This is a genomic window from Paenibacillus sp. FSL R7-0048 (assembly GCF_038004505.1).
GTDB classification, from domain to species: Bacteria; Bacillota; Bacilli; order Paenibacillales; family Paenibacillaceae; genus Paenibacillus_AQ; species Paenibacillus_AQ odorifer.
The window spans coordinates 1,642,843-1,660,577 of the sequence record NZ_JBBORF010000001.1; the positions used below are offsets into that span (position 1 = coordinate 1,642,843).

16 protein-coding genes are annotated in these 17,735 nt (G+C 45.6%); 14 read left to right on the forward strand and 2 right to left on the reverse strand.

What is annotated here, in order from left to right:
* The first annotated feature begins 189 nt into the window (after positions 1–189).
* The 8 genes from NSQ91_RS07085 to NSQ91_RS07120 all read left to right on the forward strand — a co-directional run bounded on the left by NSQ91_RS07085 (position 190) and on the right by NSQ91_RS07120 (position 8,301).
* On the forward strand, positions 190–1,068 hold the full coding sequence (locus tag NSQ91_RS07085; RefSeq protein WP_249267678.1) for an ABC transporter ATP-binding protein: 879 nt from the start codon (positions 190–192) through the stop codon (positions 1,066–1,068).
* A complete protein-coding gene (locus NSQ91_RS07090; RefSeq protein ID WP_076305658.1) occupies positions 1,065–3,524 on the forward strand; it encodes a hypothetical protein in 2,460 nt (819 codons plus the stop codon). The genes NSQ91_RS07085 and NSQ91_RS07090 overlap by 4 nt, the downstream gene beginning before the upstream one ends.
* A complete protein-coding gene (locus tag NSQ91_RS07095) occupies positions 3,521–4,213 on the forward strand; it encodes a hypothetical protein (RefSeq protein WP_076305657.1) in 693 nt (230 codons plus the stop codon). The genes NSQ91_RS07090 and NSQ91_RS07095 overlap by 4 nt, the downstream gene beginning before the upstream one ends.
* Before the next feature lie 26 nt (positions 4,214–4,239).
* Positions 4,240–4,833 (forward strand): RNA polymerase sigma factor, encoded by a 594-nt coding sequence (locus tag NSQ91_RS07100; RefSeq protein ID WP_076125358.1) that lies wholly within the window; start codon positions 4,240–4,242, stop codon positions 4,831–4,833.
* Positions 4,808–5,785: a hypothetical protein gene (locus tag NSQ91_RS07105; RefSeq protein WP_076305656.1), complete on the forward strand. Its 978-nt coding sequence runs from the start codon at positions 4,808–4,810 to the stop codon at positions 5,783–5,785. Before NSQ91_RS07100 ends, NSQ91_RS07105 begins: the two co-directional genes overlap by 26 nt.
* An 11-nt stretch (positions 5,786–5,796) precedes the next feature.
* Positions 5,797–6,447, forward strand: coding sequence for an ATP-binding cassette domain-containing protein (locus NSQ91_RS07110; protein ID WP_076302147.1), 651 nt, complete (start codon positions 5,797–5,799; stop codon positions 6,445–6,447).
* A gap of 438 nt (positions 6,448–6,885) precedes the next feature.
* Positions 6,886–7,227, forward strand: coding sequence for a hypothetical protein (locus tag NSQ91_RS07115; protein ID WP_076221106.1), 342 nt, complete (start codon positions 6,886–6,888; stop codon positions 7,225–7,227).
* Between the two features lie 414 nt (positions 7,228–7,641).
* On the forward strand, positions 7,642–8,301 hold the full coding sequence (locus NSQ91_RS07120) for a YczE/YyaS/YitT family protein (RefSeq protein ID WP_254848794.1): 660 nt from the start codon (positions 7,642–7,644) through the stop codon (positions 8,299–8,301).
* 55 nt (positions 8,302–8,356) lie between these two features.
* Here the strand turns inward: NSQ91_RS07120 and NSQ91_RS07125 are convergent, their stop codons facing one another.
* The gene (locus NSQ91_RS07125; protein WP_076218374.1) at positions 8,357–8,773 is read right to left on the reverse strand and encodes a MerR family transcriptional regulator; all 417 of its coding nucleotides are present in this window, start codon (positions 8,771–8,773) and stop codon (positions 8,357–8,359) included.
* A gap of 120 nt (positions 8,774–8,893) precedes the next feature.
* On the opposite strand from NSQ91_RS07125, the gene NSQ91_RS07130 reads away from it, so the two are divergent.
* From NSQ91_RS07130 to NSQ91_RS07145, 4 genes are all read left to right on the forward strand, one after another.
* Complete coding sequence (locus NSQ91_RS07130; protein WP_076185356.1) at positions 8,894–9,943, forward strand: NAD(P)-dependent alcohol dehydrogenase; 1,050 nt, start codon at positions 8,894–8,896, stop codon at positions 9,941–9,943.
* Between the two features lie 569 nt (positions 9,944–10,512).
* Positions 10,513–11,913 (forward strand): ABC transporter substrate-binding protein, encoded by a 1,401-nt coding sequence (locus NSQ91_RS07135; protein ID WP_076305654.1) that lies wholly within the window; start codon positions 10,513–10,515, stop codon positions 11,911–11,913.
* Positions 11,914–11,998: 85 nt separating this feature from the next.
* Positions 11,999–12,916, forward strand: coding sequence for a carbohydrate ABC transporter permease (locus NSQ91_RS07140; RefSeq protein WP_340012090.1), 918 nt, complete (start codon positions 11,999–12,001; stop codon positions 12,914–12,916).
* Positions 12,913–13,782 (forward strand): carbohydrate ABC transporter permease, encoded by an 870-nt coding sequence (locus tag NSQ91_RS07145; RefSeq protein WP_076125340.1) that lies wholly within the window; start codon positions 12,913–12,915, stop codon positions 13,780–13,782. Before NSQ91_RS07140 ends, NSQ91_RS07145 begins: the two co-directional genes overlap by 4 nt.
* A 214-nt stretch (positions 13,783–13,996) precedes the next feature.
* On the opposite strand, the gene NSQ91_RS07150 is transcribed toward NSQ91_RS07145, so the two are convergent.
* Entirely contained in the window at positions 13,997–15,526 is a 1,530-nt protein-coding gene (locus NSQ91_RS07150; protein ID WP_340917135.1) for a PucR family transcriptional regulator, read from the reverse strand.
* Positions 15,527–15,721: 195 nt separating this feature from the next.
* On the opposite strand from NSQ91_RS07150, the gene NSQ91_RS07155 reads away from it, so the two are divergent.
* On the forward strand, positions 15,722–15,973 hold the full coding sequence (locus tag NSQ91_RS07155; RefSeq protein WP_081386479.1) for an acyl carrier protein: 252 nt from the start codon (positions 15,722–15,724) through the stop codon (positions 15,971–15,973).
* Positions 15,974–15,984: 11 nt separating this feature from the next.
* The gene (locus NSQ91_RS07160) at positions 15,985–17,733 is read left to right on the forward strand and encodes a CocE/NonD family hydrolase (protein WP_076193524.1); all 1,749 of its coding nucleotides are present in this window, start codon (positions 15,985–15,987) and stop codon (positions 17,731–17,733) included.
* Positions 17,734–17,735 lie beyond the last annotated feature (2 nt).

Below are 17,735 nucleotides of genomic sequence, written 5' to 3' on the forward strand. Positions count from 1 at the left end.
CGCATATACGGGGTTGGAGGTTTTTTTGTCGTAGTAGACACATCGAACAAATGTCATATTGGCAGCGCAAGGATACTATTATTTTAAAAAATCACCTGTTTTTTAAACTTTTAGAAGGGAGTGTCGTTATACTGTTCGACAATCTACTCGTGCGCACGGTAGTTGGCCAAGTACGAATGGAGGCAGGTAATGATGCATGTAGTTATCCAGCAATTGTGCAAAAAATATGGCAGTAAACAAGTACTGAACGGAATTAACCTGACATTGGGTACGGGTATGTTCGGCTTACTCGGTCCCAATGGGGCGGGAAAATCGACATTGATGCAAATATTGGCAACAGTAATACCGAAAACATCAGGGGATGTACAAATTGGACATTGCAAGCTTGGGCGGGATGAACGTGAAATTCGTGGCTTGCTTGGCTACCTGCCACAAGAGTTTGGCGTATATCGCAAGTTGACAGGCGCAGAATATCTCGATTATGTCGCGTCCATGAAGGGCATTACAAATGGAAAAGCCCGGAGGAAAGCAGTAGCCGAAATGTTGCGCCGAGTCAATCTGGAGGAGAAGCGCCATGTGCGTATAGGCAAATATTCTGGCGGGATGCGGCAGCGCATCGGTATTGCCCAGGCGTTGCTAGGTGATCCGCAGTTCATTATTGTGGACGAGCCTACGGCAGGGCTTGATCCCGAAGAACGCATGCGATTTCGTGATATGCTGACTGAGCTGGGTAAAGATCGTACTGTGCTACTGTCTACACATGTCGTCGCCGATATTGATAATAACTGTAAGAGTATGGCGATTATGAGCGGAGGGCGCATCGTATTTCACGGTACGCAAGAACAATTGCTCCAGCGTGTGCAGGGACAAGTGTGGACGGTCCAAGTGGGTGATGAGAAGCTTGCAGAGCTCAAAGAAACTGCAGCCATCGTGACTGCAAAGCGTTCAGGAGCCGGCTATGAGGCGCGTGTTCTTGCCAGTTCTGTCCCATTACCTGGAGCAGTCCAGGCAAAGGCAGGACTTGAGGACGGATATATCGCGGTCATGAGAGCGGGGAATAGCCAATGAGCCTGATTCGCTATTACAAAACAGAGTGCAAGCTACTGCTGCGTGGCCCAGGCTTGTATCTAATGCTGGCAACTGTGGTCGGCATCCTGTATTTGATGTTTCAGACCGCCGATGCCAAATTGGATCGTGCAGTATACGTGATGGATATTTCTGAGGTGTATTGCCTTGTAGCCCTCATTATTTTGCCTTTGCTGGCAACAGCGATAGCACGGCGGGATGAAGAATGGAAGACAGCAACCATGATGGCTACCTTTCCGTATCGAACATGGGAAATGGAGGCTGCACGCTTGCTCTGTGCTGTAACCCTTCCGTTAGCAGCTGCGCTCGTGCCGATGGGGGCTTATGTATGGTTGGTCGTAAATGATGGCATCTCATGGGGAATGCGTGAATGGTATACCTCTGCTGTATTGGCTTCCTTTGCCATCCCGATGTTATTTGCAACTGTAATTGCCTACTTAGTAGGTATCCTTATCCGCAAGCGATACAGTTACTTGATCAGCTTCGTCCTGTTGCTTAGCTTGGCAATTATTTTACCGGAATTTTTTAAGACCGATCGCCCTTCTTTTTCATTACCCCCTCATACGCAGATTTGGTTCGATTATTCACTAGTTAAATATATTGGTAAGTCTTACTCACGTATGTGGGGATTTATATATGATCCGGCATTTTGGCTGCATCGCGGCATCGTTGCAGCTTTAGCAGCAGGAATGGTCATGACTGTTCTACTTGTAGTATGTAGACGCAGGCGGGAACGGGTCAAGGCATGGCTTGTCTATCCCACGATGCTGATTCTAGGTGCAGTATTGTTATGGGCAGGTAGTGCGATGTACGGATACCTGCAGGAACGGGCAGATATTGCGGATGCCAATGAACGTTTCTATCGCGAACGTCTTACTTCAGCCAATGATATCACGCAACAGCGTGAATTGGAGCAACTGCTCGTTGCTGGAATTGCAGCGGGTAAATATTCGGAGGCGGATATTGAGGAAATGTCTCGGATCACCCTTAACACAAACGGGAATACCAGCAATCCGCTCTCGGTATCGCATATTAAAGATCTGCTTGTCGGAATGAAGTTCCAGGATCTACACATTAACAGCTACAAGCTGAATTTGGAATTACTGCCGCGGCATGGGTTAGAAATACAGGCGACGATGCAAGCAAGCAATGGACAAGCGGCAACACTAGAGCGATTCCCAATCATGCTGCGACATATCTTTGATGTACAGGAACTGAAGGTGAACGGTGCTGCTGCTGCCTATGAGTGGGAAGAGGCTACAGATGTACTTTGGATCAAGCCTGCAACGGATGTTATGCCAGGGGAGCATATGGAGATCGAGATGACATATAGAGGTACCCTAAATGATTGGCGGCATTATTATTCCGTCGCTCCTAGCAGGGATAGATGGGAGCAGATCGCTGTTGTCGACGATAACAGGATTTTCCTGCCAGCTTTCTATGGCTGGTACCCTGTTATCGGCAATAGCCGGCTATCGGAATTGCTTACCGATCACTACGAATGGGGGCGTCACGCTACAGATATTCTGGACACACAACTGCCGCGCCCTATGGCGGGCTTTGAAGTTGCTATCACAGGGCCAAGTGGCTTGAAACTGTTCTCCAACGCCTCTGTCATTACTAGTAAGATGGCTGGAGAGAAGGGAGCGACCATCACGCGCCTGGAGCTGGATGAAGCAAGCGGACTTACATTATTTGGGGGCGATCTGCAACTTGCAGAAGCGACGGCAGACGGCAAGACGTTGCGTCTGTTGGCATCTGGTCAATTGCCTGCCCGTTCTGTCGAAGAAGCAGCACAGTTCGCAGCCAGGCATTACGCCCAAGCGGCGCGTACTTTGAAAAAGTTGGATGGAGAAGCTGCAACGAGTTTTCCCCAGACGGTTACTATGGCACTTGCCGATTATCCGTATTATAGTTTGAATATGGTGAGTATGAGCACCCTTGGCATGGTAGATGCATCAGTTGGAGGTCCGGAAGCTCGCGATGTCCACTTTTTGTCTAAGGTGTCTGTGTCAAGTTATTTTGGGGCGGAAATTGATCGAGGGAAAAATGGGAATATCCAACTGAGAACGGGGCAGTACTGGCTTGATTACAGTGCCAAACGTAGAGAGATTAGAAATGCGAGAATGTTAAATTTAAACGCCCAATATACACTGAATAACTTTTTTCAGGCTTATAACGAGCTCAAGCTGGTCGGAGGGAAACTGCCAGATCGACTGTTCGAACCTGTTAGCAGCTATTTTTTGAACGGTACACCGAATCAGGTTTATGACCTTATGAATACCATATACAGCCAGTACGGTATTGAAAGTGTCTACGATGTCATCAAGCTTGTCTATGACAGTATTGGCACAGAGCAGCTAATCGAGGACATTGATGAACAAATGGAAGCGCTTCTGCGAGGCTATTTGCAAAGGAAAATGGAGGGAGGACAATGAAGGTTGCCCTCATTCTTTTGTCCCGTGCAAAATATGCTTGGCGCATCCTATGGGGCGGCTACTTGCTAGCTATAGCTATTATTGCGGCGCTGATAGCAGCTGGTTGCCTCATGCTGCCAATGATGATGCCCTCTCCTGGTTTTTATCATGTCAAAGTGGCTTTTATATTTGTGCTGCCTTTACTTGCGATTGCCTTGAGTGCTGCCTTGTTCGCCGATGATTTCAGTGAGGGTACTTTTGCCCATCATTTCAGCTATCCATATTCACAATTACTCGTGTTCGCCGAGCGAGGAGCGGTCGCTGCGCTATTGCTAGTTATCTATGAAGCAGCGTTGCTCTGGGCAATTGACCGCTGGGCGATCGTTTTAAGTACGGCACAACTAGCTTACATAATTAAACATAGCCTCAGTGTGAATATGTTCCTTGGCGGTCTGGCGGCATTGGGCACTCTGCTAGGGCGCAATATGGCTGTCGGGCTAGGAGTGGGGGCAACGGTGTGGCTGCTGGAGTATTTTATGTCCAGTATGCCGCTCAATCGGTACTATTTATTTCAAGCCGTCTGGCCGGTGAGCCAGTTCACAGATAAATCGCATAACGCTATCGCATTATTTGCAGCAGCTGGAATACTGCTTTTCTGCTGTATGCTTCTATTGGGGAAAGGCAGAGGTTGGCTCGTGTGCAGGCAATAGTGCTGAGCGAGAAAGGAGAGAGTCAAGTGAACAGCAGGGCTGTTGTTACGGATGAGCAACTGCTCGAGCAATACAAGCAAGGGAATACAGCCGTGCTGGAGTTGTTCGTCTATCGGTATCATCAGACCATCTATGCGTATTTATACCGACTGACCAGCAAACGTCAGCTCGCAGAAGATTTGGTGCAAGAGTGTTTTGTCAGAGTATTCACGGCTTTGCAAGCTGGTCGGTTGCCTGAACGGTTTCGACCATGGATTTATCGAATTGCGACGAACCTGTGCCGTGATGTATGGAAGTCCGGAGCTTATCGTTATGAAGTAGCGGCTAAGGATACCGGAGTGTATGATGCGGCAGATGGAGGTAAGGATACGGTAGCGTCTTTTTTAGACAAGCAATATGAGCGTGAAGCAGTCATTGCTGCCCTTGGCGCTTTGCCTGAGGAGGAGCGGCAAATTGTTATTTTGCGTTTTTATGAGGAGCTCAAGCTGGATGAAATAGCCGAGTTGCTGGAACTGCCGCTTGGAACGGTCAAGTCCAAGCTGTATCGGGCGTTCAGGCGACTGGCCCATACATTGCAGAAAGGGGAGGATCAGGATGAGTTACATATCCGGAGCCGGTAGCGCCGATAAGGCTAGTCGCGACAGTCAACTGCACAGGGAATTGCAAGAGCAGCGGCAACTAGAGGAAAAGGGTGAAGCAGCAGCGGATCGATGGGAGCATGACCAGATCGGAGCCGTATTCAGCCAACTGGATCGCTATACCGTCGATGGTCCCAGCGGCCAGCAGACGGAATCTCTGCTGGCGCTTGCCGCCACATATGCCACACAGCCTGAGTGGGCGGTTGCTGTACCCTCTTCCAAGCGAGTGGCAAGACATGACAGGCCTGGGCGGCAAGCAACTGTCGCTATATCTTTACCAGTAAGGCTTATGCAACGCATGGCAGCTCAGGTAAGGACGATGCATTGGCTGTTTTGGCTTACATCAGCGCTTATGATTGGCATAGGAGCAGTCGTTGAGGGGCTGGTAGCAAGTGAATGGTTCAGTAGCTCTGCCAAGCCGGATGTATTTTTATTTACGATTCTGTTGCTTCCTGTAGCCAGTGTGGCCTATTCACTCCGATCCATGCATACGCCAATGAGTGAGCTTGAGGCGACCTTTCCTGTTACACCCGTACAGCTTATGGTAGCCAGAATAGGAACCATACTGCTATATGACCTCCTTCTAGCGCTGTTGTTTTATGTAATACTCGTTATGACGGGTACCAGCGGTGAATTCGGATCTAACACTACTTTACTGATCACAGATCTATTACTGCCGATCTGCCTGAGCGCTTTTGCAGCGCTGGCTGCAATGCTTCGTTTCGGGACATGGCCTGGTACCGCGGTTGTCCTCGCAGTGGGCGTCATCCAGTTTTCCGCTGGCGAGAGGCTTGGCGTATTTCAATTGTTCAGCGAATACGGGTCCGAACACTGGCTTGCAAGCAAGCTTGTTGCTGTTAGTCTGGCAATAGCGCTGGGTGTTATAACAAGTATTTTGCTGCGCCATCGGCATTATTACAAGCAATATGGATAGGAGGGAGAGTGGTGCGAGGAGCTGAGCTAAAACTTACCGCGGTTGAACTTCTTGCAGATAATGGTCACCTGCTGCTAGGGGATGTGAATCTGGCTTTGCCGCCAGGCTGGTATGGTCTGGAGGGCGCCAATGGCAGTGGGAAAACAGCATTGCTCAAAGCGATAGCTGGTCTATACCAGCCTGTACGCGGCCTGATTACCTATCAGCTTCATGGCGTGACGTTGTCAGGGAATGCTTTCAAGTCTTATCTGGGCTACAAGCCACAGCAGACAGCGTACTATGACAATATGAACGTCGAGGCATACATGCGTTATGTGGGTGAGATGAAGCTGATGCCACGGGCAACCATTGAGGAACGATCTCGTGAGCTATGTGAACGGCTTGGGCTTACTGCCGAGTGGAAAACGCCCATTCAGCGGTTGTCAGGCGGCAACAAGCAACGGCTTATGATTGCTCAGGCGATGCTTGCTGATCCATGGTTTCTGCTGCTGGATGAGCCTCTCTATGGCATGGATATCGAGATTCGTTTCCTGCTGCTAGACACGTTGTACGAAATGACACCTGGCACAGTCGCAATCTTTTCAGGCGCTTTGGAGGGCCTACAGGGAGGTTGGTTGGATGCTGTGATCAAACTTGAAAATGGTACAGCGGCGCTGCACTGATGCAGCGCCGTTTTCTATATTAAATCATCCTGCTGCGGCTGCGAAACTTGCCTGGCGGATAGCCAGACATTTGTTTGAACCATTTGCTGAAGGGGTGGATAGAGTCGGCCTCTAGCTGGCTGGCAATGGAGACTCTTCTACTCTTATCATTGGCAAAGAACGGGGAGTTTTGAACACAAATAAAATAATGAGAAGTGACAGATTGCTTGGGTAGTGTTGGGATAATATCAATAATTGGCGAACCAGCCGATGGAATCAATGGCGTGATTTTCTCTTTGAATGGAGATTTTTTGGTACCTTATTGTCAGTACAATCATACAGAGAAAAAAAGGAGGAGAACCCAGAATCATGCACACCAAGAATAAGGGGAAGTACAATGATTTTTCGAGATATTTACCTGGATAGCCAATTGTTGCGGAAGAAGACGAAACACTTCCCTTGGCTCATCCTGATTTGATGTTGTTTTTGCTTAACACCACAAATGTAATTGATAGTGTTGATTATAGACTGTTCAAAATAAAGGAAACAGCTATCGTTCAATTTTTTGTAACGGACGCATTTAAACAACTAGTGGAACTCCATGACCTTAAGGGCTTAGATTTCTCAGAGGTATACGATTCAGCTTTTACTGCAGAAAAAGAAGAAGAGCAAGAACGTAATTACCAAGCTGCCCTTGATTTCATAGAGCGCAATAAAGGAATTGAAGTTCATATGATGAGGCTCGTTTCCTTATGGAGCAGGAAAAAGTTGTTGCCAGCGGAAAGTGGAGAATGCAACTAGATGAGAATGGGGAGCAATGGCTTGCGAATTTTACACCTGATTTGATTTATTGCTGGGGCCAGCCAATTTATATTCCTCCTGTGTTAATGCTTTTTCAATGGCATGAAGTAGAGAAGTCTGAAATTAACTTATAGAACCCGGTGGAATGAAATATACTCTTATGAAGCTTTATCATCATTTTTAAAAGGCTAAGCGCTGAGCTTAAAGCCATAAGTTAGATTCTGTTAACACTAAAGTTTTACAAAGGCGACTTATCTGCGGACGGGTTGCTTTTGTTTTTTTCAGTTCCCATCAAAACAATATAGTCCTGACCGATCTGCTTATCCAAATCATTGAATACTATCAATAAAGATAACCGTCAACCAATAGAATATATGATATAATGACGTGGTTGTTGTAAGGTGCAATTTTAATATGAAAAATAGGATGGGCAATATGAAGGGTTATCTTTATAACGTGGATAAAAAAAGATTGATTATTATGGTTATCGGCAATGTATTTCTGGGCATGGGAATTAGTATTTTTAAGCTGTCCGGCATGGGGAATGATCCCTTTAGCGGCATGGTGATGGCTCTTGCAGAGTGCGTGGGTATAACATATGCAAATTTTCTGATCTTGCTGAACCTGGCATTGTTTGTAATCGAATTCATAACCGGACGAAGGTATATAGGAGCAGGGACTTTTGTAAACGCAATCTTTTTGGGGTATATCGCTACGTTCTTTCATAGTACTTGGCTATCTCTGTTAGGCGAACCTCAGCTGTTATGGCAGCGGGTGGTCGTCGTAGCGATTGGCGTGGTGGTATGCAGTTTTGGGGTATCCCTGTATCAGACATCGGCTGTGGGAGTCGCTCCTTACGACAGCCTGTCCCTGATTATGAGGGATAACGTCCCGAAAATATCTTATTTTTGGCACCGGATGTTTACGGATGCTCTTTGTGCTTTGATTTGCTTCCTGGCAGGAGGCGTTATAGGCTTAGGTACTCTAGTGTCCGCACTTGGTTTGGGACCCATTATTCATTTTTTTGATGTGAATTTTACGGAGAAGCTGCTGGCAAAAAAGCGTCCAAATTAAGAAAGGCGGGGCAGATCAATCTGCCCCGCCTTTACTGTAATTTGAAGGTTCATTTCTAATGAGTAAATGCACTCTTAATGTTATTTTTTTTATGAACATCTTCCGTGCCGCTATCCAAGGCGGTCTTGTAGTAGAAGCATTTATGGTCTATGACTTCCATCGTTTTTCTCAATTCTTCCATCTGTGCTTCTACAGAAGCTTTCCGCTCCAGGAACATATCATATCTCTGCTGCAAGGTGGAGTCCCCTTCAGAGCACCACTCAATGAAATGTTTTATTTCCTTAATCGGCATCCCGGATGACTTCAGGCATTCAATTACTTTTAAAGCATCCATATCCGTTTCTTTGAAAATGCGTTTCCCGCTGGGGGTTCTTTCTATAAAAGGCAAAAGCCCTTCCTTGTCATAGTAACGCAGGGTATGTGATGTCATATTAAAATATTCTGCAACTTCACTTATGGAGTATGTCTTCATCATCTATCTCCAGTCTTAATTATATTTTATGCTTGACTTAGAGTTAACTTTAAGTAATAACATAGGTTTTGTAAAGTCGGCGTTACAGCTTTTTATATTAACTAGAAGAGAGGTTTCACTATGATAAAAGTAAATGCACGTGCTACATTCAGTCAGGAAGGCCCGTTCAAGCTAACTACAATCGAACGCCGGAATCTGCAGCCGCACGATGTTCTTATTGAGATTAAATACGCTGGCATTTGCCACTCGGATATTCATACAGCCCGCGGGGAGTGGGGACCGGTTAAGTATCCACTTGTTCCAGGGCATGAGATCGCCGGTATTGTCAGCCAGGTCGGTTCCGAAGTTACAAAGTACGCAGTCGGCGATCGTGTAGGGGTTGGTTGTATGGTTGACTCCTGTGGAGAGTGCAGTAATTGCCAAAAAGGTGAGGAGCAGTATTGCCTGAGTGGAAATACGGGCACCTATGGAGCTATCGACCGGCATGGTCACTATACTCAGGGCGGATACTCCACGCACATCGTTGTAACAGAAGACTTCGTGGTCCGGATTCCTGATGCTATTCCGCTTGACGCGGCTGCACCGCTTTTGTGTGCAGGAATCACCACCTATTCACCGCTGCGCCATTGGGGAGCCGCTCCCGGCAAAAAAGTAGCTGTAGTGGGTCTTGGCGGGCTTGGACACATGGCTGTGAAGATTGCTCATGCCATGGGAGCTGAGGTTACTGTGTTATCACAGTCACTGAAGAAGAAGGAAGACGGATTGCAATTAGGAGCGGATCATTATTATGCGACCAGCGATCCGGAGACATTTAAGCAGCTTGCCGGTTCATTCGATCTTATTGTGAATACAGTAAGCGCACAAATTAATATTGATGCCTATCTTTCACTTCTGGCATTGGATGGTACATTAGTCAATGTTGGTGCGCCCGCTGATCCATTGGCAGTTAACGTATTCTCGCTGATCGGCCACCGCCGTTCGTTTGCCGGGTCGATGATTGGTGGAATCCGTGAAACGCAGGAAATGCTTAATTTCTGCGCTGAACATAATATTGCTTCTGAAATCGAGGTCATTTCTGCTGACCGGATTGATGAAGCTTGGGAGCGTGTGCTTGCTTCAGATGTCCGTTACCGGTTTGTCATCGACATCAGCACGATGGGGAACGAATAAGAGACACCTTCATTCTTGACCTCGGTTCGTGGCCACAACCTCAAGAAATTCGATAACATAGCGGGAATTTGCTAAGGAGCTGGAAATCTCACGCAGTTATGTTTCGAGAAGAGAAAAAAGGCGTTGTTGCATACAGCAGCATATGTGTATAAATGCTAAATAGGCAGAGCAGTGCTTCTACCATTGGGGTAGGAGGACGGCTCTGCTTATTGTCGTTGCTGCAATTGAATATTTTGGTTCAGCTGATTCTGCCGTTTTTATGAAAAAGATGATTCTTTAAAGGTTGGAATTTTTAAAAATCAGGTTGAAAAATGCTATTTTCCCTAATAGAAAATCATGACACAATAACAATAAAGCGCTTACTTCATTAAAACATCCCAAGTTCATGAAGACTCTATACCACTTTTTGAAAATATTTACGATATTAAAAGTCGTATCTGCTGGCCGAAATTGCGGATTCCAAGCAAAGGTTGAAATTATTAAAAAAGTTGGTACTAAACGTTTAACTCAATAACTTAAGGGGTCAAACGGTTAGACATATCTATGTAATTATGAAGGGGGAGAGGGAAATGAAAGTAGGTAAAGCATTCGGGGTAGGTATTCTTTCAACTGCACTAGCGTTAAGTGTCATTGGCTGCGCGAAAGACGAGACAAACACAGCAACCAAGGCATCTGATGCACCCAAAGCATCTGAGAACGCAACCTCCAAGCCTGAGGAGAAGGTCAAGATTATCTATTCGATGTGGGGAAGTGCGGAAGAGGGAAATGTAACCCAGGGAGTGGCGGATAAGTTTAATGCTTCTCAAGACAGAATTGAAGTAGAAGTACAAGCAATTCCTTGGGAAAACTACATGACTAAGCTGAATACAATGGCTACGGCAGAGCAATTGCCTGATACAGGGATGCTCAGAGAAGATGGGGTCGTTCAGTGGTCTACCCAAGGCATGCTGAATGATGTAAATACAATGTACGAAGGAAGCGACAGCAAACCACTGGATAGCTTAGCCTACAAATATCAAGGGAAAACCGTAGCCTACGCGGCTGCCAATGAAATCTTACTCCTCTATTACAACAAAGATATGTTTGACAAGGCCAATGTACCCTATCCCCCAGCCGCTTTAGACAAAGCGTGGACATGGGACGAATTTGTAACAACAGCAAAGAAGCTGACCCTTGATAAAAATGGTAAACATCCTGATGAGAGTGGCTTTAATGAGCAGAGTATCGTACAGTTTGGCGCATCCGTTGAAAACTTACCATGGCAGCTTGAGACCTGGGCGCTTGGTAATGGTGGAGGGTTCTATTCGGGTGATGGGACTGAGGTGAGAATTGGAGAAGACGCCAGTATAGAGGGAATTCAGAAGGTTGCAGATCTTTACTTGAAGGATCATGTTGCTCCGTTGTCTGTCGGACAGACTGATGATGGCATTCAACGAACCATCATCGCGGGAACTGTTGCCATGGCTACTAACGGTGCGTGGAACGTGGGAACTAGTCTGAATACGGCCAAGAATGAAGGCTTGAACTATGGCGTTGCAGTATTGCCTTACATGAAGGAAAAGGTTACCCTCAACACGGGTGGCGCCAATGTCGTCTTCTCCCAGACTAAGCATCCAAAAGAAGCGATGGAATGGCTGAAATGGTACAACTCAGAAGAAAATAACTGGGGCCTCATTAGCTCGGGGATCTGGATGCCGACGCTGGAGAAGTGGTACACGGATGAGACCCTTACCCGTAAATGGGTCGAAAATCCTAACTTCCCTGTTTATGACGAATATAAATCTGCAGTAGTCGACTATGCGCAATCACCTGCTGTGAAGCCCGCAGCGTGGTTCTATACGAATCATACGACAGAGTTTAACACCTTGCTCGGGTCGGTTCTAGGGGATGTATGGACTGGAAAGACGACCGCTAAGGATGCTATTTCTAAAAATCTGGATGCGTTGAAAGCAGCCCATTCAGGCAATTAGTAAAGTCCGTAAAAGAATGGCCGCTGCCAAGCTCACACACGCGGCGGCCATATTATGATCTTCAGGTGGGGAGATAGAGATGGAAATGATTAATAAATCTCCGAAACGTCGTTCACGTATCCATTCAGGTGAGGCACGAGCCGCGTATATATTATTGATCCCTGCCTTCATTGGGCTGATCTTTCTAACGTATTTACCTCTTATTGGGGTGCTCGGGATCAGCTTAACGAATTGGACGGGACTTTCAGACCCCAAATTTGTTGGCTTCGAGAATTATATTAATCTATTTACCACTGATCCTTATATTAAAGATTCTATTATCGCTACGGTCTACTTTGCCGTCTTATCGGTAGTTGGAGGCATGATTTATTCACTTTTTATTGCGATGCTACTGAATCGTAAAATTCCGGCAAGAGGGTTTTTCCGAGCTGTGTTCTATGTACCGTACGTTTTGCCGGCAGCCGCAATATATGTAGGATGGTCCTGGTTATACGAAGCTAATTTTGGATTTTTTAACTTTATTCTCTCTGAGATGGGTTTGAACAAAGTTTCTTTTATCGCGGATTCCAGCTATGTCATTCCATCCCTATCCTTGATTTCGGTTTGGCTGTCAGGTAACTTAATTGTTATTTTCTTAGCTGGGCTGCAAAATGTTCCGGTCGTCTACCATGAAGCGGCTGAAATGGATGGTGCGAATGGATGGAAACGATTCTTGCATATCACTTTACCGTGCATGTCGCCCATTATCTTTTACAATTTGCTAATGAGCTTGATTGCCAATCTCCAAATTGTTACGCCGGCTCTTTCATTAACGAATGGCGGCCCGGGTAATTCTTCACGCTTTTTAACTTATCTGATGTATGATCAAGCTTTTGTAAATTATAAATTGGGGTATGCTTGTGCGACAACAGCCGTTATTTTTGTTATTCTTGCAGGCTTTACTGGTGTATTATTCAAAACCTCCAACCTATGGATCTTTAATGAAGGAGGCGATGACAAATGAGTGTAGCCTCATACGGAAGATTAAAGAGCAAAAAACGTAATAATCAATGGATGAACCTGATCTCGTTTGTCGTTGTTATTTTTTTTACTATACTCGTGCTCTTTCCAATCTGGTGGATATTTCGCACGTCGCTCATGTCGAATGCCGAGATATACCAATATCCGCCTTCACTGCTGCCAGGAAATTGGTTGTTTTCAAACTATGCAGAAACGCTAGAGATCTTTAAGTTTTGGAAATATTTATGGAACACTATGATTATTATTGTACCCGCCTGTCTGGCAGGAACCTTTACAGCGACTTTATGCGGTTATGCCTTTGCAAGACTGCGTTTTCGGGGCAAAAAATTGATTTGGGCTCTTTGTGTCGGTTCGATGCTTCTACCTGCCATGGTTACACTTATTCCGCTATATATTGGGTGGACGAGAGGCTTAGGAATTCATGACAGCTATCTGCCGTTGATTTTGCCTTATTTCTGTGGTGGCGGGGCTTTTAATATCTTTTTGATTAGGCAGTTTATCATGTCTATTCCGAGAGAGCTTGATCAAGCAGCAACGATCGATGGCGCTGGATATTACCGCATTTTGTTCAGCATTATTATGCCGGCCATTAAATCTGCGATGATCGTCGTCGCATTATTTATCTTTATCGGTTTATGGAATGATCTACTTCAACAGATGATTTACATAAACTCAAGCGATAAGTATACGATAGCCTTGGGACTAACCGCCTTTAGAGGCCAACTAAAGCAGGACTGGTCGCTGACGATGGCGGCTACGTGTATGTCCTTTGCGCCGGGTGTCATTTTTTATCTGATTGGTCAAAAATATTTCGTAGAAGGAATCACGTTGACAGGACTGAAAAATTAGCTTCAATGGCTAAAGATAGCGCACTGTAATCTGCTCTGAAGTATTAATGGGGGCACCTTTCTGCTAAGGCTTAAGTTCCGAGCCCGGCGGTATAAGGTGCCCTTTATTTGTGCTGTAAAAGCTTCTACAGATTATGAATAAAGTTATATAGGTTTGCTGGGACGAGTCCTCTCTTTGAATTGGAACGTCCATACAAGCTCCTCGAAGATTAGTTTTATTTATGTACTTCGTATTTTAAGTTCAGAAAATGAAATGTCAATTGCAGTTTGAGACGAATATCACCGTTGCTTAAGTCTAATTGGAAAAGCTCCCGGATCCTGTTGATACGATAGAACAAAGTGTTTCTATGGATAAAAAGTGCTTTTGCCGCAAGAGCTGGAGTGTCCACATACTGAAGATAGGCTTCAAGGGTAGGCAGCAAACTTGTTTTGTGGGTATGGTCATAAGCAATAAGCTTCTGAATAACCGGATGACAGAAATCAGCAAGATCATGATGTTCAGATATGATTTTTCCAATATGCTCACAGAGATAGTCCTCATACACATAGATTGACTTGTTAAAGTCAAGTTGGAGTCCTAAGTCGATGGCAGCCAGACATTGTTTGTAATATTTTCGCAAAAAATTTAATTGACTGAAGGAGTCACTCATTGAAGCAGTCAGACTATTTACTTGCAGAAACTCCAGAATCCGTTCTTCTTTAGTAATTATTTCGTGGGTTGAATCGGTGAGAGAGATTAGAAATACAATGCGCCCTTGAAAAACGATCCAACGGTTGTTTGGCAGGAATTGACTTAGATGCTGCGCGACCAGTTGAACTTTTCCCTCAAAAAAACCGTTGTTTTGGTCAATTAAGGTCAACACACGCAAGTTAGAGGACAGCGGCCACTCCATATGAGCCAAGCGCATTGCAATGACATTAGCATCATAGAGATCACCAGTAAGGAGTTCGGTAAGCAGAAAGCTATGAACCATTCCTTGATTGGATTTATAGAAATCACTCTTCTGCAATTCTACCGAAACCAGTTCGCAAAGAAATTTTACTAGTTCAAAATCAATATCAGTAAATTCACGATCAAGCTCCATAACACTAACCTGTGCAAATTCTATACCGTGGACGTACACAAAAGCTGTAATCCAACCGTTCTTGGTCTCGGGATCACGAGAGTAATAAGGAAAAAGAGCCATCCGGGTCCGCTCGTATAAATTGGATTTCTTCATGCTTTGAATATTTCGGTCAAGGACATAACCTAAGTGTCTCTGTTGTTCAATATCAGGTCGGCTGGGAATAGGTGCTTGACACATAGCGAGTAATTTATAGCCAGCATCAACAATGATAACCGGATTACCAAAGATGCGGGTGGCTTCATTCGTCATGTGCTGCAATCCTTTGTTGGAGTTAAGTGCGGAGATAAGCGTGTGCATATGCTCAATAAGCCGATTCTCATGAGCAAGGATAGTAGAGATTTTCTCTGAAAGATCAAGCAAATCCAGTTCATTTGGCAGAAGGGTAAGGCAAGTATAAGAATCAACAGATGCGTCACAATCCTGAATACAGAAAAGTGGGGTGTCTGTTGGAAAGTCCCTTGGTATATCTGAAAGCTTGCCTAAATAGGCAGAGTCAGTCTTGAATACGGAGCAGGGTCGCAGGATAGCAAATTCGTTAATCTCTTTGGTTTGTAATGCCTCTTCCGGCCAGGCAAGACAACAGTCGCTAAGTTTTCTGATGATCTTTTGAAGATTCACGAGAACAGCCTCCAATAGCACTAGGAACCTTTGTGCAATTTTACAAAACTTTGCTGAAATAACCGATCACGATTAAGTTGCAGCACATGGGAGATAACGCTCTCATTATATATACTGAAATTATCACATGCAGCAATAAATGACACTTTAGCTTGAAAATGTGTGATGAGCTGTATTCAACAAGGAGGGATTGTATTGGAATTACGTGAAGAAATTTATGCGAAGCTGGTGGAAAGAGCTTCGCCTTTATTCGGGAAGAAGCCGGAGGATTTGTCGGAAAGTCTTTCATTTACGAGTGATTTACAGGCAAAATCTGTGCATTTTTCGCAGATCACTACTTTCTTGGAGGACGCTTTTAATGTTGAAATTCCATATATGAAATTTCGCCGGAAACAAACCATCGCTGAGGCTGTTGATTATGTGCTGGAAATTTGCGAGAACGGATAAGGAGAAGGACAATGAACAAATTTTTTACAAAGAAAGAAATGTTTCAGGGCGAAGAGCTTGAGAGTATTTACCGTGTGGCCCGTCGGCCTGTTAATAAAGAGCAGGATATTGATCTTTCTGCAAGTGAAAATCCAATGGATGCAATGGGACAAGGTTTCTGTCCTCCCTTCAACCAACGAACATACATTGCGGGTGAAGGCGTGATCTGTCAGCAAGACGTACCCGTTAAAATGCGTGACGGGGTGACTATCTACTGTGATATATATATGCCGGAAAATCGAATAGACAAGATTCCTGCACTAGTTTCCTGGAGTTTTTTCGGGAAAAGGCCAGGAGAAGGAATGAGTGAGTGGCAGATTATGGGCGTTCCTCCGCAGACCGTATCCAAACTCGCAAAGTTCGAGTCTCCGGACCCTATGTATTGGTGCCGAATGGGTTACGCCGTTGCCAACGTTGATACTCGCGGTGCAGGTCATTCCGAAGGTGATGTAAGCATGTTCAGTCGTCAGGATTGTGAGGATGGCTATGATTTTATCGAATGGCTGGGTGTTCAATACTGGTGTAACGGTCGAGTGGGTATGGGAGGAAACTCTGGTGTAGCCATGACCCAGTATCGTGTAGCAGCTTATCAACCTCCCCATCTCGCCTGTATAGCCCCGTGGGAAGGCACGACTGATGTGTACCGGGAAGCAATTTATGAAGGGGGCATCCCAGCACTTAGCTTCAATGAATTCATCGCAGCTTCGGTTACGGGGAATGGCGGTGTCGATGATCAAGTGGCTATGGCACGGAAATATCCTTTAATGAACGGTTACTGGCGTGACAAAATTCCTGATTTCAGCAAGATTACGATTCCGTGTTACTGTACCGCCGGCTGGAGTCATTTTCATCTGCGTGGTTCAATTCAGGGCTATCGTAAAATTAAGACGAAGCAGAAATGGCTGCGCGTACATCGCGATTTTGAATGGGCAGATGCTTATGATCCTTACAATCTTGAGGACCTGAAGCGCTTCTATGACCGCTACCTGAAAGACATTCATAATGGCTGGGAATTAACCCCCCGTGTCCGGCTTGATGTTATGGATGCTTTCGATTGTGATTACCAGGTACAGCGCAAGGAAAAAGGATTTCCTCTGGAGCGAACTCAATATACACGTTACTACCTGGATGCGGCCAGCATGAGCATGCAAGAAGGTCCTGTTTCTGCCGCATCCGAAGCAACTTACGACTCGGACAGTGGAGAAGCAATCTTTGATATGGAAATTAAAGAGGATACTGAGCTGACCGGTTATATGTTTTTACGGCTTTATGTTGAAGCAGCCGGGCATGACGACATGGATCTTTTCATTAATATTCAGAAGGCTGATGGAGAGGGCAATTGGATTCCCTGGCATGTACTGGATGAGCCGCATCCCGGAGCATGGGGTAAGATTCGTGTTTCGCACAGAGAGCTTGATTCAAAGCTTAGTACCCACTATCAGCCTGTGCTTTCTCACGAACGTGAGCTGAAGCTCACTGGGGGAGAGGTAGTTCCGGTGGATATCGAAATTGTACCTTCCAGCCGGATCTGGCATAAAGGTGAGAAACTGCGGGTGCAGGTGGCAGGCCGCTATATCCGGGAGGGTTGGTTCGAGCCTCTAGCGTGGGACACAGACAATAAGGGCAGACACATCATTCGCACTGGCGGGGAATATCAATCCTTCCTTCAGGTACCGGTAATTCCGCCACGTTATCAATCTGGTGAATATATCTACCGTTAGAT